Annotated in this window: 23 protein-coding genes; 10 read left to right on the top strand and 13 right to left on the bottom strand. The window is 58.8% G+C overall.

Annotation, left to right across the window (positions count from 1 at the left end):
- Nucleotides 1–9: 9 nt before the first annotated feature.
- The 3 genes from NDI54_RS13595 to NDI54_RS13585 form a co-directional block, all read right to left on the bottom strand.
- Complete coding sequence (locus tag NDI54_RS13595; RefSeq protein ID WP_310896975.1) at nt 10–1,062, bottom strand: TRAP transporter substrate-binding protein; 1,053 nt, start codon at nt 1,060–1,062, stop codon at nt 10–12.
- A 194-nt stretch (nt 1,063–1,256) separates the two neighbouring features.
- Nucleotides 1,257–2,210, bottom strand: a complete 954-nt coding sequence (locus tag NDI54_RS13590; protein ID WP_310896974.1) for a mannonate dehydratase — start codon at nt 2,208–2,210, stop codon at nt 1,257–1,259.
- A 228-nt stretch (nt 2,211–2,438) separates the two neighbouring features.
- On the bottom strand, nt 2,439–3,212 hold the full coding sequence (locus NDI54_RS13585) for an IclR family transcriptional regulator (RefSeq protein ID WP_310896973.1): 774 nt from the start codon (nt 3,210–3,212) through the stop codon (nt 2,439–2,441).
- 663 nt (nt 3,213–3,875) lie between these two features.
- On the opposite strand from NDI54_RS13585, the gene NDI54_RS13580 reads away from it, so the two are divergent.
- Together NDI54_RS13580 and NDI54_RS13575 are read left to right on the top strand one after the other, a co-directional pair.
- Nucleotides 3,876–4,679 carry an aldo/keto reductase gene (locus tag NDI54_RS13580; RefSeq protein WP_310896972.1) on the top strand — a complete coding sequence of 268 codons (804 nt, stop codon included), beginning with the start codon at nt 3,876–3,878 and terminating at the stop codon, nt 4,677–4,679.
- A gap of 10 nt (nt 4,680–4,689) precedes the next feature.
- Complete coding sequence (locus tag NDI54_RS13575) at nt 4,690–4,854, top strand: IclR family transcriptional regulator domain-containing protein (protein ID WP_310897112.1); 165 nt, start codon at nt 4,690–4,692, stop codon at nt 4,852–4,854.
- Between the two features lie 808 nt (nt 4,855–5,662).
- Here NDI54_RS13575 and NDI54_RS13570 read toward each other — a convergent pair.
- The 5 genes from NDI54_RS13570 to NDI54_RS13550 form a co-directional block, all read right to left on the bottom strand.
- On the bottom strand, nt 5,663–6,499 hold the full coding sequence (locus NDI54_RS13570; protein ID WP_310896971.1) for a DUF4870 domain-containing protein: 837 nt from the start codon (nt 6,497–6,499) through the stop codon (nt 5,663–5,665).
- Nucleotides 6,500–6,550: 51 nt separating this feature from the next.
- The gene (locus tag NDI54_RS13565; protein WP_406600186.1) at nt 6,551–7,141 is read right to left on the bottom strand and encodes a hypothetical protein; all 591 of its coding nucleotides are present in this window, start codon (nt 7,139–7,141) and stop codon (nt 6,551–6,553) included.
- A 373-nt stretch (nt 7,142–7,514) separates the two neighbouring features.
- Complete coding sequence (locus tag NDI54_RS13560; RefSeq protein ID WP_310896969.1) at nt 7,515–8,009, bottom strand: DUF3592 domain-containing protein; 495 nt, start codon at nt 8,007–8,009, stop codon at nt 7,515–7,517.
- Between the two features lie 383 nt (nt 8,010–8,392).
- Complete coding sequence (locus tag NDI54_RS13555) at nt 8,393–9,841, bottom strand: hypothetical protein (protein WP_310896968.1); 1,449 nt, start codon at nt 9,839–9,841, stop codon at nt 8,393–8,395.
- Nucleotides 9,842–10,070: 229 nt separating this feature from the next.
- Entirely contained in the window at nt 10,071–11,219 is a 1,149-nt protein-coding gene (locus tag NDI54_RS13550; protein WP_310896967.1) for a Gfo/Idh/MocA family protein, read from the bottom strand.
- A gap of 163 nt (nt 11,220–11,382) precedes the next feature.
- Between NDI54_RS13550 and NDI54_RS13545 the strand changes: the two genes are divergently transcribed.
- From NDI54_RS13545 to NDI54_RS13515, 7 genes are all read left to right on the top strand, one after another.
- Nucleotides 11,383–12,492 carry a Gfo/Idh/MocA family protein gene (locus tag NDI54_RS13545; protein WP_310896966.1) on the top strand — a complete coding sequence of 370 codons (1,110 nt, stop codon included), beginning with the start codon at nt 11,383–11,385 and terminating at the stop codon, nt 12,490–12,492.
- Nucleotides 12,493–12,640: 148 nt separating this feature from the next.
- Complete coding sequence (locus NDI54_RS13540; RefSeq protein ID WP_310896965.1) at nt 12,641–13,408, top strand: IclR family transcriptional regulator; 768 nt, start codon at nt 12,641–12,643, stop codon at nt 13,406–13,408.
- A 452-nt stretch (nt 13,409–13,860) separates the two neighbouring features.
- The gene (locus NDI54_RS13535) at nt 13,861–15,144 is read left to right on the top strand and encodes an ABC transporter substrate-binding protein (protein ID WP_310896964.1); all 1,284 of its coding nucleotides are present in this window, start codon (nt 13,861–13,863) and stop codon (nt 15,142–15,144) included.
- Nucleotides 15,145–15,388: 244 nt separating this feature from the next.
- A complete protein-coding gene (locus NDI54_RS13530) occupies nt 15,389–16,234 on the top strand; it encodes an ABC transporter ATP-binding protein (RefSeq protein WP_310896963.1) in 846 nt (281 codons plus the stop codon).
- A complete protein-coding gene (locus tag NDI54_RS13525) occupies nt 16,231–17,079 on the top strand; it encodes an ABC transporter permease (RefSeq protein WP_310896962.1) in 849 nt (282 codons plus the stop codon). Before NDI54_RS13530 ends, NDI54_RS13525 begins: the two co-directional genes overlap by 4 nt.
- Before the next feature lies 1 nt (nt 17,080).
- Nucleotides 17,081–17,953 (top strand): ABC transporter permease, encoded by an 873-nt coding sequence (locus tag NDI54_RS13520; protein ID WP_310896961.1) that lies wholly within the window; start codon nt 17,081–17,083, stop codon nt 17,951–17,953.
- Nucleotides 17,954–18,054: 101 nt separating this feature from the next.
- Nucleotides 18,055–18,183, top strand: a complete 129-nt coding sequence (locus tag NDI54_RS13515) for a hypothetical protein (protein WP_310896960.1) — start codon at nt 18,055–18,057, stop codon at nt 18,181–18,183.
- Between the two features lie 588 nt (nt 18,184–18,771).
- On the opposite strand, the gene NDI54_RS13510 is transcribed toward NDI54_RS13515, so the two are convergent.
- The 5 genes from NDI54_RS13510 to NDI54_RS13490 form a co-directional block, all read right to left on the bottom strand.
- Complete coding sequence (locus tag NDI54_RS13510) at nt 18,772–19,305, bottom strand: phosphatase PAP2 family protein (protein ID WP_310896959.1); 534 nt, start codon at nt 19,303–19,305, stop codon at nt 18,772–18,774.
- A gap of 24 nt (nt 19,306–19,329) precedes the next feature.
- On the bottom strand, nt 19,330–19,806 hold the full coding sequence (locus NDI54_RS13505; RefSeq protein WP_310896958.1) for a metal-dependent hydrolase: 477 nt from the start codon (nt 19,804–19,806) through the stop codon (nt 19,330–19,332).
- A 31-nt stretch (nt 19,807–19,837) separates the two neighbouring features.
- Nucleotides 19,838–20,599 (bottom strand): CDP-alcohol phosphatidyltransferase family protein, encoded by a 762-nt coding sequence (locus NDI54_RS13500; RefSeq protein ID WP_310896957.1) that lies wholly within the window; start codon nt 20,597–20,599, stop codon nt 19,838–19,840.
- Between the two features lie 72 nt (nt 20,600–20,671).
- On the bottom strand, nt 20,672–21,055 hold the full coding sequence (locus NDI54_RS13495; RefSeq protein WP_310896956.1) for a DUF7475 family protein: 384 nt from the start codon (nt 21,053–21,055) through the stop codon (nt 20,672–20,674).
- Between the two features lie 48 nt (nt 21,056–21,103).
- Nucleotides 21,104–23,071, bottom strand: coding sequence for an aldo/keto reductase (locus tag NDI54_RS13490; RefSeq protein WP_310896955.1), 1,968 nt, complete (start codon nt 23,069–23,071; stop codon nt 21,104–21,106).
- 154 nt (nt 23,072–23,225) lie between these two features.
- Here NDI54_RS13490 and NDI54_RS13485 point away from each other — a divergent pair, with 154 nt between their 5' ends.
- Nucleotides 23,226–24,095 carry an alkaline phosphatase family protein gene (locus NDI54_RS13485; RefSeq protein WP_406600185.1) on the top strand — a complete coding sequence of 290 codons (870 nt, stop codon included), beginning with the start codon at nt 23,226–23,228 and terminating at the stop codon, nt 24,093–24,095.
- The last annotated feature ends 22 nt before the right edge of the window (nt 24,096–24,117 follow it).

Genomic DNA, 24,117 nt, shown 5'->3' with positions numbered 1-24,117 from the left:
GCCTGCCTTTCAAATGTTTCGCACTTCTTCCAGCGATGGGTTCCAACTCTCTTCGAACTGCGCACGGAGTGGGTCTTCGGCGGCGGCCAACCACGCATCGCGGTCCGGTTCGACGAGAGTCATCCCCTCGCTTTCCAGTTCGTCAAGCGCCTGTGACTCGGATTCCTGGATATTGCTACTGAGATCCTGGATGCTCTGGGTCAGAGTGTCTCTGACGACGCTTTGGTCGTCCTCTGACATCCCACCGAAGGTATCCGTATTGAGCGTAAACCAGCCAGTTGAGGCCAGGTGTCGAGTCAGCGTGTAGTGACTCTGCACCTCATAGAGCGACGCGGAAAGAACGGTTTCAGCTGGGTTTTCCTGCGCCTTGACGACGCCTTGCTGCAGCGCGCTGTACAGTTCGTCGAAGGCCACGGTTGTGGGGCTGGCACCGATTCCTTCCCAGATGTTAACCCAAGGCGAAAGATCCGGCACGCGGAGATTGATTCCCTGGATGTCCTCGGGGGTCTCGAAGGCCTTGTTACCGGTGGTGTGTCGGTAGCCACGGTACACTGGTTGGTTGATCAGGAGTTGATTGCCCTCTTCACGCAGCTGCTCCCGACCGTTGTCCAGGTATTCCGTCTGGAACGCGCGCTTCTGTTGCTCCCAGTTCTCGAAGACGAACGGGGATTCGACCCAGAAGTTCTCGGGGTCGTAGTCGATGACCCATCGAGTGCCGATGATGGTCCCATCAATCGACCCGATACGGGTTTGCTCCATCACTTCTGATTCGCCGCCGAAGGCAGGCTCGATAGTTATCGAGACCCGATCCCCGGTCTCTTCTGCAACAGTCTCTGCCCAGGAGTTCGCCATCTCGTTGATAACGTGTCCGCTGGGGAACACACTCCCGATGAGCATCTCGGTTTCGCCACCGGATCCCCCGTCGCTGGTACCCGTCGTACCGTTTCCTCCGGAACCATCTCCACTGCCATCACCGGAACAACCCGCAAGTGATGTGAGAGCGCCTGCGCCGCCCAGTACTGCTGCCTGTTCGATGAAGTTTCGTCGGCTCTGCTGTGGCATACATACTCAGAACCAACACCCTCCTACTTATATCTTTCCCAATAATACATTTCAATTATAGTTTGCGTATGTCACCGACGCTCCGTAACAGTGCAATAGTGATGCCGCAATTTCAACAGAAATACTATCTCAGCTACTACGGAGACCACCGCACAACGAATACCTGAAAGATGGCGACGACGATGCCGACCAAGCTATCCCGTCTGTTCGAGCAGTCCACGGATATATCCGATGGCGAATAACCGTCCCATGTCTGTGTAGCCAGCATGGACACCTTCTCGGTCCTCTTCACCGAGCATTTTCGGCACGTGATCCGGTCTGATCGGTCCCTCGAATCCTATGTCGCGGTATGCCTCAATAGCTGCGCGCATATCCGTTGGCCCATCATCGTGCCAGGTCTCTACGAACGAATCGGGTGTCCCCTCGACATCCCGGAAGTGAACGAAATGAATCCGATCTCCTAGCCGCCGAATAGCCGATGGAACGTCGGTCTCCATCGCAGCGAAGTTCCCCTGACACAGCGTCACCCCGTGATTTGGACTGTCATATAACTCGAGAATACGCTCGTATTTCTCGAGTGAGGTCACTAACCGAGGAACACCTCGGACCGGTGAGAGTGGTGGATCGTCGGGATGAAGCGCCATCTTCACGCCGGCCTCTTCAGCGACTGGCACGACTTCGTTCAGGAAATATTCCAGATTGTCCCATAACTCCTCCTCGCTAATACCCGCAGCAGGATGCTCGTCTGCTCGTTCACTCAATCCATGATCGTACCCCGTTAGCAGCGAACCGCCTCTGTCCGGGATTGAATCCGATGTTCGCAAGACGCCAACGGGATTTTCAGTCCAGACCCAGCAGTAGGTCTCGATACCCAGTTTGCCCATATTCCTGAGTAGTTGCTTGACCCTGGCTATCTCTTTGTCACGCCCTTCCTTGCCGAGGACGGTCTTTGTCATCGGTGGTCTATCTTCAACGACCTGGAGCGGGATTCCGTGGTCCTCAAATCGGTTTCGCGTCCGCATCAGCGTCTCATACTCCCACCAGTCGTCAACCCCCCAAAACCGAACGACGCCGCAATCGACACCCAGTTGCTTAGCTAGTGTCCATCGCCTATCCGGCGACGGTGGTAGCATTAGTGCAGTATTCATACGCAAGGACTGAGAGATTCCTACTATATAAATTTTCTCAGAGCACGGGTCTCAGATGCGGAGAGCAGAGCCTAGTCGTTCGCTGTGGTACGAACAATCCATGTTAGTGTGATAGTTCATGAACAATTCTACTATGAGTGGAACAATAGTCTCTGACAACTGTTATTGAGATATCTTGTTTCAAATCCCACAGGCAGCCATTCTTTATGAAAATGACACAGCAACCGACTACTCGTAAGCGATTTTGACCTCAATCACGTTCGTTCGGTCTCTGAGTGCTGGCAGCAGTTCATTCGTGATTCTGCTGTCGTTAAAACGCTCTTTTGGGCCAGAAATGGAAACTGCACCGACGACGCTCTCTTCCACTTTCAGTGGAACCGCTATTGACCGAATCCCGGTGCGCCGTTCTTCGTCTTCAAGCGCGAACCCCTGATCGCGAATGGTAGCCAGTTCGTCAAGGAGGGGATCGAATTCAGCGATAGTATTTTCTGTCGCAGTCGGAAGTCCGTATTGATCGACAATCTTTCGCACGTAATCTTCAGGTAGCTCAGCGAGAATGGCTTTGCCCAACGCAGTCCAGTGCATGTTCGTGAACTCACCGATGGGGGCATTATCGTACACCGCTTCACTACCCTCTGATTGATAGACGATAACGCGCTGTCCGTCCTCTTCGACACCGAGGTTGGCGACCTCGCCCGTGGTTTCAGCGAGGTTTTGAATTTCGACTTTCGCTGTTGGATACGCTCTCAATCCATTTCTAACGACGGCCCCATCCTGAAGAAAACGGAGACTAAGTCGGTATCCGTTTGCGTCTTTCACCACGTAACCGACGGATTCCAGTGTTTTTAGATGGACGTGTGCAGTGCTCGTTGGAATATCGAGCGAGTCCGCAACGTCTTGTATTCGCACCGTTCCCGCTTGTCTCAGGACAGAGACGACTTCAAACGCCCGCTGAACGGCCTTGATTCGCTTTCCCCCGTCATCCGAATTTTCCGTATTCATACAACAACCTACAGCCACGACACAAATAAATTCTACTATGAGTGGAATACAGGAAGCCCACACGTTTATCGAAACATGACGCGGGTATTTCGGTGGGCCTTGTGGTTTAGTGATACTGCAATGACATATTGATTATACGTCCGCTGTGCCGGTTTTTCGAACACAGACATAATTTGTACCGCAAGACACCGGCCGACCCCCTACAGAGCTGTATCAATGGTATGTCGGAGAGTACTGGGTCAATTATCCAGATTCGCAATAACGACTGAGAGAACGATGAGAGTCCGTGGGATCAACAGACGATTGGGGAATTGAGCAAAAGCCAGCCAGGTGTGTTTCTTCTCTTGAGTAAATAACAGATGTACGTATGTTACGTAAACGCGCTGTCACTGGTCTCCGAACGACCCATTAAGATCCAGTTGTACAGAGCTTAGACATGAGAGATAGGGTAGGATCAGCAGCGGCCTACAGCCAGAATCGCTGGTCGTCGCTGCGAAATATCCATCCCGCGAGCGTACAGGAGAGACTCTGTTATTCTGCGTCTATTGCGAGATGGTAGTTCGATTTGCATATTTCTAGGCGTACTGGATACAGTATAGAGAAGCCAAACGGCAGTTTACCGAAGCCGATACCACTATACAATCCGCATTTGTATCTGTGTATATGATCCAAAGCGAAATGCGACTCGGACTCGGAACGTATTCGCTCACCGGCGACGACGGTGTCGAGACGATCAAAACGGCCATCGAACACGGGTACCGCCACATCGACACTGCCCGGCTCTACGGGAACGAAGAGGAGGTGGGCGAGGCCATTGACGCCACCGATGTCGACCGTGACGACCTCTTCGTCGCAACGAAGGTCGCACATTTCGAGGAGCCCGAAAAGACCACCGAGTACGTCGAGCGAGCTATCGACGAGAGCTTCGAGAAACTCGGCCTCGACCGCATCGATCTCCTGTATCACCACTGGCCGCGCGGGCAGGCCGACATCGAAACGGTCCTGCCGGTTCTTGCCGATCGCGTTGACGACGGCCACGTCGACAACCTCGGTGTGAGCAACTACACCGTCGCCGACCTCGAACTCGCCGACGACCTAGTCGACCGCCCCATCGACGCGCTCCAGGTCGAGATGCACCCACTGCTCCAGCAGGACGAACTCCGGGCTTTTCTCGCTGACACTGACACCGACCTCGTCGCCTACTCACCGTTAGCCCAGGGCGCAGTGTTTGACGTGGATGTCATCTCGGACATCGCGGCAAAAAACGGAGTCCCGGAGCCGGTCGTCTCGCTCGCATGGCTGCTCTCAAAAGAGGGTGTGACGGCGATACCACGGACGAGTTCTGTCGACCACCTCCGCGAAAATTTCGGCGCGCTGGAGACCGAACTCGATGCTGAGGACCTGGACCGGATCGATGCTATCGAGCGGACCCATCGCTGTGAGGACCCCGACTGGATGACCTGGTAATTTTACTCGAATCTCTGCAGATTGCTGTACCAGGCAAGGTATCCCAGAGATCCGTGAACGTGGGTACGCTTTTGACCGGGAAGAGAAAATCCAGGGACTCCGATGTATCGCTGCACCGGTTACGACAGGAAATGAAATTATCGGTGCTATTATACTGTCGGCTGTAAGTCTGTAAAGAAATTCGCCACCCCGGGTGGCGAAGATCTTAAAATAGTTACAGCCAACAGTATTAGTATCTCTGGGCCAGCAAGTCGGTTCGAAGGCGAATTCTACGAGAAAGAGTTGCCCAGTATGGTTACGCGACCAACGAACGTTATCGAGATACATTCTCAGATCTCTTGAGGCCCCTCTGTTCGGCTGGTGCGAACCTATGAATCGAGACCAGCCTCAAATCCTGGCTCAGTAGAGATGTGATTCGGTCTGGAATAACACATGTACCTATGTTACACTAACTGCGGTATCTACAACGACGCCAACTGAATGTTTCGTCAATGTCACAATTTTCGAGGATCTAGATAGAGATCCTATTTTGTCATCTCTGCTTATACAAGACCCAATAGCGGCCTTTTCAGCTGTGATGCGGAGGAGTTCTCAAACTAACACAATATCATCTGGAGTCTACCAGTTTGGTATGAACGGTTCCGACTCCGAGAGACCGACAATGCTCTCGCCGTTGTACGTGACGTGCTCGTGGTCTACCCATTCGAAATATAATATTTGTTCCCATGGTGGAGTATATAGGAACAAATAGGAAATATTACGAACAAAAATACCAGATTTAATAAAATACAACATCATATTTCACTACCTAGCGATATAGATGTGAGTATATGAAAGTGCGTAACTAAAGATGAGTAGAACAAGAGTATAATCTCTCAAAATAAAAGTAGTATCTTAGAAATAGGTAGAACGACGATAATATAGTGCCGAATAACGAAACGGCAGTGTAAGAAGTAGCATATTTCTGGGATTGCTGTGGTGAGTTATTTTGAAGATGTCCTCCACCACCGAAGCAAGTACACGGTTGACGATATCCAGAATACGGCGAGGAACACATACATCGCGTCGCCTTGCGGAGCTACAGACTGAGTGAAACTCCGCGAAACCGCATATCCGATGGCAGCGACAAGAACAGGGACGCCAAGGTGTGCAAGAACGTGTGACTGCTGGTCGGCATCCTGCACCCAATTTTCTTTACCATGACGATACATCGCGATCCCTGTCAACGGGGTCAAACCCAGTATTAGGCCGAGCAACCCGAAGGCAGAAAGAATGACTATAGCATCGTTTGCTGAAGCAAAGAAAACAGCCCAGATGAGAAGTGGTGACAAGACGACGTATCCGAGTATAACAAGCGGCCATCGATCGGAGAGGGTAACATGGGATCCAAACCGCTCGACGAGCGCTAGTGAGAATGGATACCGCCATGCCGTCCCGAATATGGCTTTCACCATCGCGATGAGCCCGACAGCAAATGTCCAAGCCGTGACAGCGAACCAGAGCGTGAGAAGTGCGGAAATACCGATGCCGGCGACCGTCGACACAGACGATGGAAGGACGGAAACATCGGTGAGTCTTTGTCCAGTAAGTCCGGCATAGGTGAACACAGCGCCAAACGTGATGGCTGTTATCACCAATACAGTAAGGTGCCAGTCAAGCGCGTTGCGGGCGTTTCGCTTTGTGAACTCGTCAGTGGCGAGGAGATACAGGATTCCAGCGCCGACGACGCCAGTTGGAATCGCAATGAAGTGGATAAGGATGCCACTGAGTGAGCGTTCATCAAGCAGTTTGGGTCCGGGGGTTGGTGGTGTTGAGGTCATGGGTTGGGTGGGGGCTTCGAAGTCGTAGTATTGATCTCTGATTCGTTTTGCTTACGTCGATGGTAGGAGGTCCAGTGAGCCATATCTGTCACGAATCCATCGAACTGTCCGCTCGGCGACGAGTAACAGGATGCTCACGAGTAGTAGGTCGAATGCGGTGCCCCAGAGTACGATGTCGCTTTGGGTACCGCTTACGTCAGCTCCACTGACGGTGAGGACGCCACCAAGTGCGAACAGGACGAGGCTCAACTGGAACCCAGCGAGCACAAGCGTGCGGATTCCAGCCGTGTCCGAGAAAGTAAGGAATCCGCGAGTGGAGAGCCGATCCAGCGGGGTATTTGCGTTTAGCGCATGTTTGCCCTCGGGCGATACCGGCCAGTCCGACTCTGGATGGTTGATGTAGTACAGGCTGATCGAGTCAGGATACGTTTCAGTTGCGACGACATCGATCTCCTGGAGTTCCTGCAGCCGGTTCCGAACCGTGGCCCGAGTGACATCGGGCTTGATGCGCGCATGCAGTTGTCGGATCGAAAAGAACGGTCGCTCGGACTCAAGCATCGTCTCGACAACGTGTTCCTGCGTGAGCGTGTTGTCGAGGTTCCGGTCGATCCGTTCATCGATCCAGGATGGAATCACGGACACGGTATCGCTGGATAGTTGACGGGGATAATTAAAATCGGTCGGGGATTTCACGCCCATGAACTGCAATTTGACGGCCGTGAAACGTGGGAAGTCCATGTTTAAAAGCTGGGAAACCACCGTACAGCGACGGTTTTGGATACAGCTTTCGAGAAAACAAACCGACGGGTGTTCATAGCCACGAACTGGTTCTTTCTGGGTCGACATTGACCGGCGGCTGTCTGTACATACTGATAGGCGTGTAATGAGGTCGGATACAGACTATGTGATCCTAAACGCTCCACTAGTTCTGTCGTTGTCCAGTGTAACAACGTACTGTCAATTCTGATTGTTGTTCGGTAAGCGTATGTTACGGGCAGCAATTACATCGGGTAATTCAGATCTTCTTCACAGCGGACAAAGCTGCAATGAGAGCGAACACGCCCCCAATTCCAATAGCTATGATTGGTGCCCTTGATGTTTCGTTCTTCAGAAACGCATCTCCTGGCTCGTCTGGAGAAACATATGCAATTGTCTGTGTCCCCCGTTCGTACGGTTCGATTGCTGATTCGGCTGCTGAACGTGTCTCATAGTCGCGCCCAATATTCGCCGGGTATAGTTTTGTTCCGGTGTACCTAGTTCCATTATAAGTATATTCGAATTCGACGCTCGGTTCGTACTTTACGCCCGGATTCGATGCTGTTCCACTATCCGTCTCAATACTACGTTCTGTGATGGTCGCATCCACTTCAACCGAATTTCGAACTGCTTCGGTCTGCTGGACGTAATCGTATCCCCCGTAGCTAGCGATAGCAACACCGATAACGATGTATAGTACTGCTCTACCCAGCGTATCAGGACCATTAACACTGAAATTTGAATCCTTGGCCATCCTACCAGCCACCTTCGTACTGTTTGATTTTCGGTAACAGCCAGCTGTTTCTGAGACTCCCAACCAATTGCGGAGTAGTTCGCTCGTTCAGACGGAAGCGACGGGGCAAGCAGATCGAAGCCACAGGCAGGACGCCATGTCGTCGGAGTGATCGGTGGTACTCCTGGAGGGCGGAATACACAGGAGAACGTCTTAGTCCCTGACCACTAAAACCTATATACATCAACTTTGCAGTGAAACGATTTGATATAGCACATCGTTCCGTCAGTCGGTAGTGCTAACTTACTTACTAATAGTAGTAATTAGTAGTCGTCACAGAGGGTAGGAATAGAATGTCGTAGTTCCGTGAAAATAGTGGCTGTATGAGAACATCGGTTGTCGTTTTAGGAATGTAATTGGTCTAGCCACTCATCGACCGGCACGAATTCGTCGATATCGAACGTGGTCCCAACACCGAACGGCGCGTCGACGACCGAGGTCAAGTCGAGTTTTCCGCCCTGCACGTCAAGCGTCGGAAATCCGTCCTCGTGGCGGCGGTACAGGTCACCATGGGCCCCAAGGACCCCGTCCTGTACCGAATCGGGGAACGCATCGAGGCCACGGAAGTAGTGGTGACCGTTCCGCTCGACGTGGTCAGCGCCGATGGTCGCCGTCACCGCAAGGTCCTGCAGGAGTTCTACCGGGCCTACAGTTGTCAGATCCTCGGCGCTCAATACGTATTGCCGGTCCGTGTCGATGCGGTTGCGATGAGCGATCAGGCAGGCGTTGGCCACGCCCTTGAAAACGCCCTTGCAGTTCTTGTGACTCGTCCCGGCGTATCCGTACTCGAGTGCCGTTCCAGCACTGTCGATTCGGGCGTCCGACTCGTCGATAATGATTGGCGGCGCGTCGTCCCACTGTTCGAGGACGCCCTTCGTCGCAGACGTGAAGGCGTCATCGCGGGCAAGGGGTTGTTCGACGTAAGTAAGTCGTTCGAAGAGATCCGCAAGGGCGGGCTCGTCAGTGTGAGACAGCCACTGGCGTTTGAATTCCCTGACAGAGTCGTAGCCCTCGTTGGCGTCGACGGTACACCGGTATTCCGTGACGCCGAGATCGGCCAGTAGTTCGGCGATGTCCACGAGACGCTCGCGATCCCGCGCCAGATCCGCGGAGAGCTTGATTTTGAAGTGATTCACGCCGTCCCTGCGGACGTACTCTGAGAGTGTCTGCGGGAGGCCGTCATCAAGGCGGGATCCGGGCGCCAGGTCACTGTTAGTCAGGGGGTCTTCCTGGCCGATGGTGTGGCGTATCGCAGTGGAAGTCAGCGGTTCTGTCGGCAAGAGGTCGGCAGGTTCGTACGTGGAAAGTTCCTCATAGATACAGCCCAGATCGAGGCCAAGTGAGTTCGTCCTGACCGCAGCCGCGAATGTGGTGTCCTTCCGCCGGCAGACGGCATCGATCAGAGCTTGCTCGACGAGGCTGACCCCGTAGGACCAGAGGAGGGGCGGGTGGTCCGTGCCGCTCGCCCACGCTCGCTGACGCTCGTACAGCGACCACCAGCAGGCGAAGGCGGTCGGCGCTGGGTCCAGCGCTCGTGCGTGGTCCATACCGGCCCGGAACACCTCGATCATGTTGGTCAGGCCCTCAACGAGGCGCATGTCCGGGTCCTTGTAGAACCAGCCAGGTATCAGGCCCCCCATCGCGGTCCCGCTCCGAGTCTCGCCGTCGATCTCGGCCTCTATCCGGAGGAAAACCTTCGGAATCTCGGTGACCTCGACGTTGCCGAAGTGAAACGGCATCCGCGTTTCGAGGTCGAAGACGCGCAGCTCCGTCTCCGTAACTGAGACTGTCATAGCGGGAAGTGATCCCGGAACATTTTAGTACTTTCTTCCCACCGTCGCCGACGATCCAGATTACGAGACGGCTACTTGCCTACCGCGAGCCGTCGAGACGGACTGCGGGGGTCTGGTCGCCGTGCTGTCCATTGTCGGCATCATCCACCCTGCACGGTGAGAGTGCTCTCCGTGGCCGACACCATACACCTCCAGCGCCTGTCCGCCTCGCCAGGAATGAACACCGCCTTCAGAGCTCCAGTTCGGGAACCTGGACGCGTCGGCCCTCGTCCCAGGATCGGTAACTCGCCTCGGTCAGCTGGACGCCTTTCGCGCCCTCGCGGAAGTTCCAGGGGAACGGTTCGTCCGCGACAACGTGGCGAATGTACTTCGCCCACTGCTCTTTGAACGCGTTTTCGAACACTTGGTTGTCCGGGACATCCTCCCAGTCGTCGTAGAAGTCGTGCTCGTTCGGCGTGTCGGGATTCCACTCCGGCTTGGGGGTGTTAGAGTGATGCTGGGACTTGCACTCGCGGAGACCCGCGACCGCACTGCCCTCAGTCCCGTCAACCTGGATCTCGAGCAGGTCGTCCCGGTTGACGCGGACGGCCCACGATGAGTTGAGCTGTGCAATCACGTCGTCTTCGAGTTCCATGATGGCGTAGGCAGCGTCCTCTGCGGTGGCCTCGTAGGCCTCGCCGTTCTCGTCAATGCGTTCGGGGAGGTGTATCTTGCCGAGACAACTGACCGTCTCCACGTCGCCGAAGAGACTCTCGAGTACGTAGCTCCAGTGGGAGAACATGTCGTCGATGATCCCTCCGCCGTCCTCTGCGCGGTAGTTCCACGACGGGCGCTGGGCGGGCTGCACGTGGCCGGTAAACACCCAGTAGCCGAACTCGACGCGCACCGAGAGGAGGTCGCCGAAGAAGCCCTGGTCGATGAGGCGCCGGAGCTTTATCAGCCCGGGGAGCCAGAGTTTGTCCTGGACGATTCCGTGCTTCACATCACTCCCCTCGGCGGCCCGGGCCACTTCCTTTGCTTCGTCGAGGTCCGTTGCGAGTGGCTTCTCGCAGTAGACGTGCTTGCCAGCATTGATCGCCTTCAGGAGAGCCTCAGGCCGCCGCGGCGTGACCTGGGAGTCGAAGTAGATCTGATCCTCACCGTCCAGTACGGTTTCCAGTTCTGGGTCAACCGCGTACCGGTCCACGTCGTGTTCTTCACACAGCGCTTGCAACTTGCGTTCGTTTCGACCGACGAGAATCGGGTCGGGGATGACCCGTTCACCGCCGGGCAGTTCTACGCCGCCCTCCTCGCGTAGCGCCAGAATCGACCGAATGAGGTGCTGATTCGTCCCCATCCGACCGGTGACGCCGTTCATGATGATGCCAACGTCTTGCATAGCGGACTCCGTCAACGAAACGAGGTTGCCCAAGTCTTAATAGCGTTTCGGTCACCCACGTTCGCAGGCCGGGCAAGTCATTCGTGGCCCGGCTTCGAACGGGCTCGACGCATGGGGGTCCACGACCCGTACTTTCTTGTACTATCTCGACCGATTTTCTGACATGCCTGTGAAAATTGGCTACGTCGGTGTCGACCATCACCATCGCGATCCCTACTTTTCCGTCGCGAGCAGTCTGGACCTCGACGTGACTGCCGTCTGTGAACCCGGTCGTCGCGTCGATGTCGAGACCCTCACTGCGATGGACGAGCGCCCGGACGAGGTGACGACGGAGGGCCAGAACGTCTCGGATCTCGTCGCGGGCGCGTCCGTATACGAGAACCCACATCGCCTGGTGGCCGAGGCGGACATCGATGTCGTCTGGATCACGTACCGGAGTGACGAGACGCCGGCCATCGTTTCAAGCGCCGTCGACGAGGGCGTTCACGTCGTCAGCGAGAAACCGATCGGCCGGACCGCCGCAGACCTCGAATCGATCGCCACGCGGGCGAACGAGCGGGGCGTGACCGTCGCACCGACGATGTACTACCGGAAGAATCCGGTCGCAATGGACCTCCGCGAGCGCGTCCAAAGCGGCTTTTTCGGCGATATCTGGACCGTCGACGGTCGATTCAACGCGAGTCAACTGTCCTACCGCGACACGACGCACTACATCTACGACAGCGAGACGAGTCGGGGCGGCGCGCTCCAATGGGTCGGTCCCCACTGGATCGACATGATGCCGTGGATTCTCGACGACCCCATCGACCGGGTCAACGCGCAGTTCCACGAGGCGGAGGACGACCCGCATGCGGATGTCGACCTCGGTGGCGTCGTGCAGTTCGAAACCGAGGGCGGCACCCTCGGCACGTACCACTCCGGGTACTACCTGAGCGACCGTGGGAAGGACACACACCTGGGTCTGTACGGGAAGGAGGGCCAGGCGCTCACGCCAGTTCATCACGACGCACTCCAGCACGAGCCGACCATTCCGCTCGAACTGACATCCGAGGACGCCGAGTGGTCCGCAGCGCCCACCCGAACGATCGAGTACGAGTTCACATACGACCGGTTCCCGGCATGGGGCGACTTCGTCTATGACTACTTCCAGGCCTTTTTCGAGGGCTACGAGACCGGCGACGTGCCGGCCACCGTCGACGACGCGGTCCAGTTACTCCGGGTCCTCGACGCGGCGTACGAGTCGGCCGAACGCGATGCGTGGGCCGAGGTATAGAGCCCTGTTCCTGGCGAATACGGAAACCGAGTCGCCGAAGCGACCGGCACGTCTACGGCCCGGACTTGTCACCGCCTATTGACCGCAGTGACCTGGATTGTGTTCGATTATCCCGAACTTTATACTGGCCCCCTCCTATAGAAAGCCTATGGACCGCGAAACTGGGTCACGAACGCTGCAGACCACGGCGACATCGATTGAGATACTGGAACTCCTCGAGGAAGTCGACGGGGCCGGCGTCAGCGCGATCGCCGAGCGGATGGATATCCCCAAAAGCACCGTCCACGGACACCTCGCTACCTTGGAATCGAAGCAGTTCGTCGTGAAGCGTGGCGACGTGTACTACCTCGGCCCGGAACTGCTCCGCCTGGGCAACCAGGTCCGGACCCGCAAAGAGGGGTTCATCCTCGCCCGGGAGTACACCGAGCGTCTCTTCGACGAGGTTGGCTTCCGTACGACCTTCGCAGTCGAGATGGGCGGCCAGGCTGTCTTCATTCACACTGCGTCGGGCAATAAGATGGGGTGGGCACACGAGCGACTCGGCAACAAACTCTACCTCCACAACACGGCCATTGGGAAGGCAATGCTGGCGGCCATGCCTCGAATGCGAGTCGAACAGATCCTCGACGACTGGGGGATGCCACAGGAGACTGAACACACCATCACCGACCGGGACGAACTGTTCGCGGAACTTGCGGAGATCCGTGAGCAGGGTTATGCCGTCAACCACGAGGAGAACATACAGGACCTGTATGCCATCGGCGTCGCGGCGACGGAGCAGTCCGGGTCCGTCATCGGCGGATTCAGCATCACTGGTCCGAAACACTCCTTCTCGGACTCGACCCGGGAACGACAGTTAGCCGAAGTCCTCACGGAACAGATCAATGAGTACGAACTTGAACTGTCCCTCGCCTGACTCCCCGGCCGGACTCAGAACCGGGCGCGGCGGTCTCGTAATCTACGTTGTTCGTTCGAATTTACCGAACATTAAATCAGTAGCAAACTAATAACAGCTGTACTCCTGTTATAATATCGCTCATATGTCTCTTTCAGCGTATTCTTCACGAAATATCATTCGATATATGCGAACAGTAAAAGAGATGTTATCGAATCGACACTCTCACCACCGGAACCGATGCGATAGCTCGTGGTTTGGCGGAACCCCTGTGTGACGCTGTTTCTGATCGGCGAGATTCGGGAGGGATTGCTAGCGCTCCACCGCGACTCGGATATCGGTCACTGATCGACCGAAGACGGCGCGATCCACCGCGTTTCGGGCGTGAACGGGCATTGAGGTGTGGCTATCTGTGAAATCTACACTTTTATTAACAACAATACTTATGTAATATGAGTGAATACTCCTACCATATGTCTGATCGAGAGCCAACTGCAGCCGAAGAACGAATTATCGACGAACTAGACGCCGTATTACCGGGCGAAATCGACCGTCGAAAGTTCCTGCACGGCACCGCTGCAACGATAGGCGCGGCGATGTTCGCCGGGTGTTCCGGCGACGGCGGGGGTGGCGGTGACGGCAGCAGCGGGGGAAGCACCTCGACCGAGGCCTCCGGCGGCGGCGGGAGCACATCGACCGAGGCGAGCGGCTTCATGGACGAGACGGAGGCCGTCTTCACGACGCCCTGGAAAATAGAGCCGTCGTGGGGTCACACGCACGTGGCCGAAGGTCGGGGGTACTGGGAGGACGCCGGCGTCCCGAACATCGACGGCGTCCGTGGGAACGGCTCGGACACTGAGTCCCAGAACATCGGGACCGGCAACAAACCGATGGGCATCGCGTCGATGACCACGGCACTTAGCGTCTACCCCGAGACGGACAACACCGAAGCGCTGGACATGAGCATGGTCGGTCTCGCCCGTGGGCGACCACTTCTCTCGCTCATCTGGCGCAAGGACATGATGGAGGATCGGGCGGATATCGCTGGTAAGACGATCCTCGCCGCGTCCGGGTTCGCCGCGGCGACGATCCAGGTGTACCCGAACCTCGTTGGCGTCGACCCGAGCGAAGTGACACTCCAAGAGGGGACCGAAGAGGTCGCCGCGCCACGCCTCGCCAACGGCGAAGTCGCCGCAGTCTGGGGTTCCATCGACCTCCTGCCCGTCTATCAGGAGGAGGTCGACGCAGAACTCGGCGTCACCCCACTGACGGCCTTCGGCGGTTTCCCTGGCTTCCCCATCTGGGTAAACAATAGCTGGTACGAAAACAAGGAGAACGCGCCCGAATTCATGGGGCAGGTCATGACAGGCTACTTCAAGGCCCTAAAGTGGGGTCTGCTCAACCAGTCGGAGTACCTCGACTACCTCAAAAACGAGGTCAATCAGAATCTCCAGACTTGGACGGACGACGAACTCACGGGCCAGCACGAGGTGAACTGCGCTCAGGCCGTCACGCTCGATATGAAAGACGAGGGCCTCGGCTACTTCACAGAAGACGGCGTCGCCAACGTGCTCGAGAACGCCGGACCGGCGCTCGTCGACAACCCCGACGCGCTCCCGTCCGCAAGCGAAATGGTGATCTCGGAACCTTGGGAGAACACCGAGAAGGTCACCTTCACTGACGAGGAGTGGACCCAACTCGGCGAGACAGCCGGCATGGTCTGGGACTTATTCGAAGAGGCCGAGGCCGGCAACTGAGGGCGCAGCATTGACGGGCCGACCGACCTTCGAACGGACACGGTTGTCGACCCCCGAACCCGCTTCGACGCGGTGCATCGATGAGTGATTCGATGGCAGGAGTGCGACTCGACTGCGAGCGTCACCCGGTTTGCGGAGTCGTACCCCAGAACTGCCGGGATGTCCCGGGGAATATCGACCGGAAACAAGTAACTCTACTAATCAGTTACGTTTATGTGGCGCGGAAAACCATCAACAAACAATAATGAACAATACAATAGAACAACAATCCAGAACCGACGACGCCGAGTCCGTGGATCACATGATTTCGTTCGACAGTGTCGACAAGGTGTATGGCGTAGATGCAGCCGCAGAGGAATCCGTAGTCGCGTTGCAAGACATCGACATGGATGTGGAACGGGGGGAGTTCGTATCGGTCGTCGGCCCCTCCGGCTGCGGGAAGACGACGCTGTTACACATGGCTGCAGGCATCCTTGAGGCGACGGAGGGGTCGGTCCAAATAAACGGCGTCGACGTACAGAGTCCACAGCACGAGCGCAAGGAAGTCGGCCTCGTCTTCCAGCATCCGGTCGCTCTCGAATGGCGGACGGTCCGGAAGAACATCATGCTCCCCGTTCAGATTCTGAAGGAGAACGGGGCTATCGATAAAGACATGAGTTTCTACGAGGACAGAGCCGACGAACTCCTCTCGCTCGTCGGACTGGAAGGGTTCGGTGACTCCTACCCCAACGAACTCTCCGGCGGGATGCAACAGCGGGTCACCATCAGCCAGTCGCTGATCTACAACCCGTCGGTGCTCCTGATGGACGAGCCGTTCGGGTCGCTGGACGCGATGACGAAGGATGAACTCAACCTCGAACTGCTCCGCATCTGGCGCGAGACGGAGAAAACCATCCTGTTCATCACCCATGACTTGGACGAGGCGGTGTTCCTTTCGGACCGGGTCGTCGTGCTTTCCCCACGTCCGGGTGAGGTCGCGGACGTTATCGACATCGATCTCGACAGGCCCAGGGGCGAGGACACTCGGGGCTCCACCCGATTCGTCGAACTGTCTGCCGAACTCCACCAGTACTTCAAGAGCCTGCAATGATCGGGAACGCCGTGCGAAAACTGGGCAACGGGATCACCGGCAGCGGTCGGTTCAGCATCAACGACGACAGACTCACCCGCTGGGCGCTCTCCGGACTCGGCCTCGTCCTACTGATCGCGTTCTGGGAAGCGGTTACGACCGTCCTGTCGCTCAACCCGAAGTACTTCCCCGGACCGATGGGCGTGGTGAACGAACTCATCCGCATCTGGCCGGCTATCGTCGCTGCCCTGCCGAACACGCTCTCGGCGGCGCTGGTCGGGTTCCTGCTGGCGCTCGCACTCTCTATCGTCATCGCGATTCCGCTCGTCGCGAGCGACCGCCTCCTGAACGCGCTGATGCCGTTCGTCATCGGAACGAACACCGTCCCGCGTATCGCGATGACCCCGCTCGTGATCTACTGGGTTAGCTTCTACAGCGTCTCGATGCTCTATCTCGCGAACTACGTGATGGCAGTCTGGGTCGCGTTCTTCCCGATGCTGATCGCCGCCATTGACGGGTTCCGGAGCATCGACGAAGACACCGAGAACATGCTCGAAGTGTACGGCGCGACGACCTGGCAGGAGTTCAAGTACGTTCGGTTCAAGAACGGGCTTCCGTTCATCTTCGACGGCATGAAAATCGGATTCGTCCTGGCGATGATCGGAGCGGTCGTCGGCGAGTTCGTCAGTGGGACCTTCGGTATTGGCTCACAGGCCGCCTCGGCCATCGGCCGGACGAGCATCGCCCGGGCGTTCGCTATCGTCCTTGTGCTCGGGCTGATCAGCACCGGTGTGGTCCTGATTGTCTACCTGATCGAGAGCAAGATGATCTTCTGGCGCGAATCGTCTATCATGGGGAACGAGTAACATGTCGGGACTTTCCGAACGACAGTTCGCGCTGGCGAAACGGTGGCTCAAGCGCCAGTTCCCGACGTTGGTTACCGGCGTTCTGTTCATCCTCCTCTGGGAGGGTATCGCCCGCGCCATTGGCAACAACCGTATTGTCGCGGACATCGGATATACCATTAGTTCCCTGCAGGCGCAGGCCGATACCATCGTCGTGCGTGTCTCAGAGACGTTCTCCTCGGTCGTGGTCGCGTTCATCCTGGCAGTGGTACTTGGCGTTCTCCTCGGCATGGTCATCGCCGAGATATACACGCTTAGACAGATGACGATGCCGCTCATCATCTTCGCGTACGCCGTCCCACACCCCGTGCTCGCGCCGATGTTCATCATCTGGTTCCTCGTCGGTGGCAGCTTCACGCTGTTCACCTTCACCGGCCCGTCGGCGTACATCTTCCCGGCCATGACCGCTGCGGACGCACAGATTGCCATCGGCATCAACGGAGTCAGTACGTTCGGTGCTTGGGTCGGCTTCTTTCCGGTGTTCATCAGCACTATAACCGGAATGAACGAACTCGAGGAGCGCTACCAGCACCTCGGAACGGTGCTCGGTGCGACCCGCTGGCAGATGGTGAAGTACTTCCGGTTCTGGCGGGCCCTGCCCAACATCGCGAGCAGCATCAAGTCGACGGTGCAACTCTCCATCGTCGGCGTCATCGTCGCCGAATTCATCGCCTCATCGTCGGGTATCGGCTATCAGATCATCCTGGCTTGGAAGACCGGTGATCTGGGCTACATGTTCGGCGTTGTCCTGGTCATCATGCTGGTCTCGTACACGTTCTTCCAGCTCGCGGTTTGGACCGTGAAGTACCTGACTCCGCCGGGATCGACAGCCTGACACCCAAGTGGACTGGCCACTTCCCCTCTCCGCCGGGCCGCCACGGACATGCTAGCCGCCGCAGGGGAAACTATAGCCCGGTACGGGTCGACCCACGATACATGCGCATCGACGTACACAACCACAACCTGCCGGAACCGTCCGTTGCCCTCTTGCTGGACATGGATATCCTGGTGGGTCCCGAGACGGACGGCGATCGGCTATACCGTGCGATCAGCGGGACATCGTAGTTCTGTGCGGCCGGCCGCCGGACGGGGTACCAATACTCGTCGATTTAGCGACGCCATCCGTCAGCTCCACATCGAAACAGCCCAAGAGTTCCCGTCGGTCTGTACCGACTCACGTAGGCTATTCAGACTACTTGTCCGATTCATACTATTCTTGCTTCTGGTCTATTCATACTATTCAGTAGCATCCACGCCTCCCGACTTGATTCTGCACTACGTAGTATAGATAGTATTCTATTCCACAAATCTGTGCTATTTCAAAATAGTATTATATTTTAGAATAGTACAAATAGTAAGCGTGGCACAGGAGACGAACTCCAGCAGTGAGCGTAGTGCAGGTTCGATATCAGTCAGTCCCCTCTCAGATCCCTTCGCTGGCGAAGGAGGATCGCCGTGTCATCGGAATAGCGTCGCGATGAGTACCTGTATCGGGGTCTTGGATTATCGGCTGGTTGGGAAGAAACGTTGGCTAATCGTGAACTCTCTGAACAATGGGTTACTGCCGCGTACTGATATCGCTACTCTTGATTAGGGCCAGTACCGGTACACAGCGACAACGATCCGCATCAGTGACCCTAATAGAACATGCCCTCACGAAGCCCGATCCAGCAACCACGCGGAGAGCAGGAAAGCGGCAACTCCGATGCCCACACCGACGACAGTATCGGTGAGGTAGTGCGTGCCCAGATAGATCCGTGAGATGGCGACCAGCGTGGCCAGCACTACCACTGCGCCAAACGGTAGTGCGTCGGACTTGCGAGCGGTCATGGCGTACACCGTCACGGCGGCGGCGTGGCCAGACGGGAACGATGTCGAAACCGTCTCGGCTCCGTCAGTCAGACAGACCGGGTCGGCCGGGAACGGACGCTGAACCGTCAGCATGAGTGTTCCGACGATGACGCCCGTAATAGACAACGCAACGAGACTGTGGCGAAACGCCTCGTCCCAGTCGGCCAGATAGCAGACGCCGACGAAACACAGCGCTGCCGTCGCCGAGCCAAGCCCCGTCACGGAAGTCAGGACCTTCGTCATAAGCGGGGTCCGTGCGGCGACGATGGCGTCCATCGTGGCCGTGTCGATTCGAACGAGAAGGTCGAAAAACTCCGCGAGTATCTGCGCTCTCACTTTCGGGTTGTAACGACTGTGGCATCATAGGCGCTCGGTCATGACGGGTAGCTCTCCGGCCCGCCACCGACGGACGAGCAGTCCCGCGACGCCGAGCCAGAGCCCGACTTCGAGGAAAAACGACGGACTCCAGAGGTAATACAGAAAGAATGATCCCGGGGGAAGGGCGAGCGGGTCCGTCGGGACGACGGCTGGCCACAGCAGAAAGACGGCATCGCCGGGCCGGCCGTTGACGACGACGTGGACCGCATCGAGCAGGAGGTGTACCGCCCAGCCGACTGCGACCGACAGGCCTGCACGGCCGGAGAGTGCCAGTGGTACCGCCACGAGGACCAGCAGCGCCGAGTGACCTACGGAGTGGAACAACGGGGTGACGCCGACGGTCGCAAGCGGCTTATCAAGAACATCGGGGAACGCGGTGCCCGCGACAAGCCACGGCGTCGACAGCCGGGACGCCCGGCCGACGAGCCAGGCCGCGAGCAGGTGCGTCGGAAAGAGCATACGAGTAGGTAGTCGCCAGAACGTATCAACGCTACCCGTCGAACCACTCGCGCGGAAGTCGGCCGCTTACGACGAGGAAGTCCCGGGCGAACACCGCAAGCGACGGCGCGAGAACGGCGGGGGCGAGCGCGAAGACGAGTCTAACCGGAACCGTGGGGACAAGCGCGACGGCAACGAACACCATTTGGACGCCTGCGAGGTACTTCCCGAGGTTGCTGTCAGGCCGTTCGAAAATCGGCCGACTACGCAGCCGTCGCCACCGTATCCCCGCCAGGTACACGTATCTGGCAACGGAAATCGAGAGGTACCAGACGGGGAGTCGCCCCCACAGCACCGCGAGAAGCGGCGCGACGACGAACCCGAAGGTGTCAAACGCCATGTCGAGCCGCGTGCCAAGCGCCGTCTGTTCCCCGACAGTGCGGGCGACCGTGCCGTCGAGTTTGTCGAAGACGACACCAGCGCCGTAACACACCGCTGGGACCCACGCAAGGTCAGTCGTCGCCGGGACGACGAGGAAGCCGGCGACGACGGCGTACAGCCCGCCCCGGAGCAGCGTCAGCGTGTTCGCCAACCCGAAGACGTACCGCCACGGCCGAACGCTCTCCAGCCCGCGGCCCGCGTACCAGAGTTGCCCCGCCCAACAGACGCCTGCGACTGCCGCCGGGTGGACCATCCAGCGGGTCATCTGGTCGGCAGGGAAGAACGCGCCGACGACGGCAGTCAACGCCAGGGCACCGACGACGGGGAGGCCGACCCGGAGGCCGACCGGTGGATTACCCTGTCGGCCTGCCATCGTCACCTCCCGGTCTGCTCGGCCTTGGGTCAGCCCCCGAGGTCGACTGAGAGCCGTCCCATCTCGTCCCGCTCATCGCAACAGGACGACGAGGACGGCAAGGAGAACGACCTGTGCGAGCTTATCAATCGCGCCCAGTGTCCCGATGTCTGCTGGGAACGACTTCCCGAGAGCGACGAAATTGACGTAGTACCACAGCACGATCTGAACGAGTGTGAACGGGATACCGACGGCGTAGACGGTCCGGCGGCGGTAGTCCAGCACGACCAGCGCAATCGCACCCAGAAACCCGAGGCCCGCGAGCACGAAACTGATACCCATGCCCGACGGGAGCATCCTGACACCGAGCAGGAGGTGGACGGCGGCGGTGACGAGTGCAGCGACGATACCGACCCAGTGCACACTGGCGAGTGACGCTACATCCGGCGAGAGACCTTGCGTCTCGGTCGTTGCCATGTTCTAAATTCAGTTTTCAACTACATAACAATACTGCCAAATCGCCGTTTACCGCTCGAAACCGGGCCGCCTGAGCGCCTCGATACGGGCGCAATCCTCGGCGTCCAGACGCTGCCCAGCGGCGGCGAGGTTCCCGACGACGTGGGCCGGCGTCGTGCTTGACGGGATAGGGACGACGCCCCGTGTGACGTTCCACGCCAGCACGACACCGGCAGGCGTGAGTCCGTTCGCCTCGGCAATCTCGGCCAGGACAGGCTCGTCAAGCAGGCCGGGAGCCGACAGCGGCGAGTGTGCAATCACACGGATACCGCGCTCGTGACAGAACGCCACAAGGTCGGTCTGTGGCTGGTAGGGATGGCGCTCTATCTGGACGAGTGCAGGCCGGACGCTTGCGGTGTCGAGAATCGTCTCTAACTGTCCTTGCGAGACGTTACAAACCCCGAGCGTGTGTGCCAGTCCCCGTTCGTGGACCGTTTCGAGGTTCGCCCACGCCCGTTCGAGCGGGATGTCGGCCGTCTCGATATCACCACTGTCGTCTTCGGGGAAGGTCAGCGCTTCCTGCCGGTCGACGGGTTGCTCGGCCAGTTTCGAAAGCGACCCGCGGTGGGCCCACGCCTCGGGCCAGTGCAGCGCGTAGCAGTCGAACGCGCCGAGGCCGAGTTCGTCGAGGCTCCCTCGACACGCGTCCAGCAGGTGGTCGGGCCGGTGATTCGTGCGCCACACCTTCCCGAGGACGAACAGGCATTCTCGGTCGGGTGTGCCTGGCGCGGCCAGCAGTTCACCGATGCGGTGTTCGTTGCCGTACAGTTCTGCGGTGTCGAGCAGGCGGTAGCCCGCATCGAGCGCCGTCGCGATGGAATCCGCGCGGTCGACGTACTCGCCGTCGCGGTAGCGCGAACAGCCGAAGCCGATAGGCGGTAGTCGGAGCGCGCGCTCGGTGTCTGTGCGGTCCCCGCCTGGGCTGACGACAGGTACGGGTACAGGGTCGCCCGCCGCGCCGCAGTCGGGCACGTCGACCGGCCCACCCGACTCGGCGGCCGTCTCGATTGCGTTACAGACGGCGACGACGTGCGCACCGCGCCGCCCGCTCGCTCGTAAGGGCCTGCCACGGGTAACGCCGGCCGCCAGCGACTCGACGGGGTCGAGATAGCGATACGGTCGGGTGGGGTACTGGGCGGGGGCGTCGACGTACTCGCGGCCGACGCGGCCGAACCGCACCGCGTCGGGGCTGTCGGTCATCGCACCGGTGCCCCGCAGATACAGCGACCCGTCGTCACCGTGCAGTTCCAGCCCGTAGAACTCCCGGCTCCGATGTGGCGCGTAGAGGCTCGCGGTGAGTCGGACTGTCGGGCCTGCGGCGAACGCGAGCATCGCTTCGACGTGGCTGGGGGCTGAGGGGCGTCGTTCCGCCCGATCTGGCCAGCTATCGAGCGTGTCGGCGGCCCGAACTGATTCGACGGGGCCGAACCACGAGACCAGCAGGGCGAGCGGGTAGACGCCGCCGTCGTACAGCGGCCCGATGTCGAGAAAGGAGTCCGGCCGGTCGTGCCAGTCGGTGACGCGACCGACATGCGCGTGGGCGTACCCCAACTGGACGGGGCCGAGTCGTCCGTCCGCCAGCAGTCGGCCCGCGCGGCGCTGGCTCGGAGCCCGTGGCGTGCCGGGCGCACAGCCAAGCGCCAGGTTCCGCTCACGGGCCAGTTCGAGTAGCTCCGCGGCCACCTCGGCATCGAGGGCCAGCGGCTTCTGTGAGTAGACGTGCCGCCCGGCTTCGAGCGCGGTCCGGGTCACCGGCGCGTGGGCGGCGTGGCTCGTCAGATTTACGACGAGAGGTGCGTCCACGTCCCGCAATGCGGTGTCGAGGTCGGTGAAGGCCGGACAGCCGTACTCATCGGCCAGGCCCCTCGCTCGCTCACTATCGAGGTCACAGACGCCCGCGAGCGAGAGCGGTCCGTCGTCCAGTTCGGCCGCGTACTCGGTCGCGATGGCCCCCGCGCCGACGAACAGACAGTGCACACAGGGAGGGTGTGGGCGAGACGTATATACTGTTGGCCCCACGCTCCCGGTCTGGGTACTCGCTCGCTGTCTGTCGTCATGGTTGGGAGCACGCCATGAGGGCCCGACCAGTTTTATCCGAACGACCCCAACAGCGGGTGTGACAGAACCGGGGATGGGCCGACTCGGCACGGCGTACTTGCGGTCCATCCAGGCAATCGGCCGCCGACTCGACTACGGCACGAACGTCTACGAGCGCGAGTGGGACGTTCTCGTGGTGCTCGACGCTTGTCGAGCCGATCTACTCCGGTCAGTCGCCCCGGAAATCGACTTCCTCGATTCAGTCGAGACAGTCCGTTCGGTCGGTAGCTCCTCCTCGGAGTGGCTGGAGAACACCTTTCTCGACCATCCTGAGACCGAACACACAGCGATGGTCACCGGCAACACGTGGACCGACCGGTATCTCGACGCCGAGGCCTTCGCCGCGCTGGACGAGGTCTGGAAGTACGCGTGGGACGAGGAACTGGAAACCGTGCCGGCGGCGGCAGTCACCGACCGCGCCATCGCGCTGGCCCGCGAGCGGAGCCCCGAGCGGCTGGTCGTCCACTACATGCAACCACACCACCCGTTCGTGCCGGACCCGCTGGACGGCGACGACGGACTGGCCCGAACCGGCGACCACAGCAACACCGGGAATCCGTGGGTCTCGCTGCGCCGCGGCGAGGTGTCGGTCGAGCGGGTCTGGGCGGCCTACGAGGCGAATCTCCGGTACGTTCTGGAATCGGTCGGCACGCTGCTCGACAACGTCGATGGACGGGTCGCTATCACGGCGGACCACGGCAACCTCTTCGGGGAGTGGGGACTGTACGGCCACCCGATGCACACGCCGGTCCCGGCGCTGCTCGCAGTGCCGTGGACCGAGACGACGGGCGTCGACAGCGGTCGGTTCGACCCGAAGCTGACACCCCCAGAACGGCTCCCAGTCTCGCGGGTCTACGGAGCCAAGGGGGACCGCGACCGGCTCGACGCCCTCGGATATCTCTGACCGGGAGGTAGATTTTAGTCAG

The sequence above is a fragment of the Haloarcula terrestris genome (assembly GCF_031624315.1).
GTDB classification, from domain to species: Archaea; Halobacteriota; Halobacteria; order Halobacteriales; family Haloarculaceae; genus Haloarcula; species Haloarcula terrestris.
The sequence above is the reverse complement of the archived record's forward strand: the minus strand, read 5'-3'. Positions and strand labels throughout refer to the sequence as shown.

Bases quoted from the DNA above. Each gene is read 5' to 3' on its own strand.
- NDI54_RS13515 (WP_310896960.1), top strand. From the start codon at position 18,055: ATGCGCATCGACGTACACAACCACAACCTGCCGGAACCGTCCGTTGCC.
- NDI54_RS13545 (WP_310896966.1), top strand. From the start codon at position 11,383: ATGCCTGTGAAAATTGGCTACGTCGGTGTCGACCATCACCATCGCGAT.
- NDI54_RS13585 (WP_310896973.1), bottom strand. From the start codon at position 3,212: ATGAATACGGAAAATTCGGATGACGGGGGAAAGCGAATCAAGGCCGTT.
- NDI54_RS13520 (WP_310896961.1), top strand. From the start codon at position 17,081: ATGTCGGGACTTTCCGAACGACAGTTCGCGCTGGCGAAACGGTGGCTC.
- NDI54_RS13505 (WP_310896958.1), bottom strand. From the start codon at position 19,806: ATGCTCTTTCCGACGCACCTGCTCGCGGCCTGGCTCGTCGGCCGGGCG.
- NDI54_RS13500 (WP_310896957.1), bottom strand. From the start codon at position 20,599: ATGGCAGGCCGACAGGGTAATCCACCGGTCGGCCTCCGGGTCGGCCTC.
- NDI54_RS13495 (WP_310896956.1), bottom strand. From the start codon at position 21,055: ATGGCAACGACCGAGACGCAAGGTCTCTCGCCGGATGTAGCGTCACTC.
- NDI54_RS13540 (WP_310896965.1), top strand. From the start codon at position 12,641: ATGGACCGCGAAACTGGGTCACGAACGCTGCAGACCACGGCGACATCG.
- NDI54_RS13595 (WP_310896975.1), bottom strand. From the start codon at position 1,062: ATGCCACAGCAGAGCCGACGAAACTTCATCGAACAGGCAGCAGTACTG.
- NDI54_RS13530 (WP_310896963.1), top strand. From the start codon at position 15,389: ATGAACAATACAATAGAACAACAATCCAGAACCGACGACGCCGAGTCC.
- NDI54_RS13570 (WP_310896971.1), bottom strand. From the start codon at position 6,499: ATGACCTCAACACCACCAACCCCCGGACCCAAACTGCTTGATGAACGC.
- NDI54_RS13525 (WP_310896962.1), top strand. From the start codon at position 16,231: ATGATCGGGAACGCCGTGCGAAAACTGGGCAACGGGATCACCGGCAGC.
- NDI54_RS13590 (WP_310896974.1), bottom strand. From the start codon at position 2,210: ATGAATACTGCACTAATGCTACCACCGTCGCCGGATAGGCGATGGACA.
- NDI54_RS13580 (WP_310896972.1), top strand. From the start codon at position 3,876: ATGATCCAAAGCGAAATGCGACTCGGACTCGGAACGTATTCGCTCACC.
- NDI54_RS13555 (WP_310896968.1), bottom strand. From the start codon at position 9,841: ATGACAGTCTCAGTTACGGAGACGGAGCTGCGCGTCTTCGACCTCGAA.
- NDI54_RS13485 (WP_406600185.1), top strand. From the start codon at position 23,226: ATGGGCCGACTCGGCACGGCGTACTTGCGGTCCATCCAGGCAATCGGC.
- NDI54_RS13535 (WP_310896964.1), top strand. From the start codon at position 13,861: ATGTCTGATCGAGAGCCAACTGCAGCCGAAGAACGAATTATCGACGAA.
- NDI54_RS13560 (WP_310896969.1), bottom strand. From the start codon at position 8,009: ATGGCCAAGGATTCAAATTTCAGTGTTAATGGTCCTGATACGCTGGGT.
- NDI54_RS13550 (WP_310896967.1), bottom strand. From the start codon at position 11,219: ATGCAAGACGTTGGCATCATCATGAACGGCGTCACCGGTCGGATGGGG.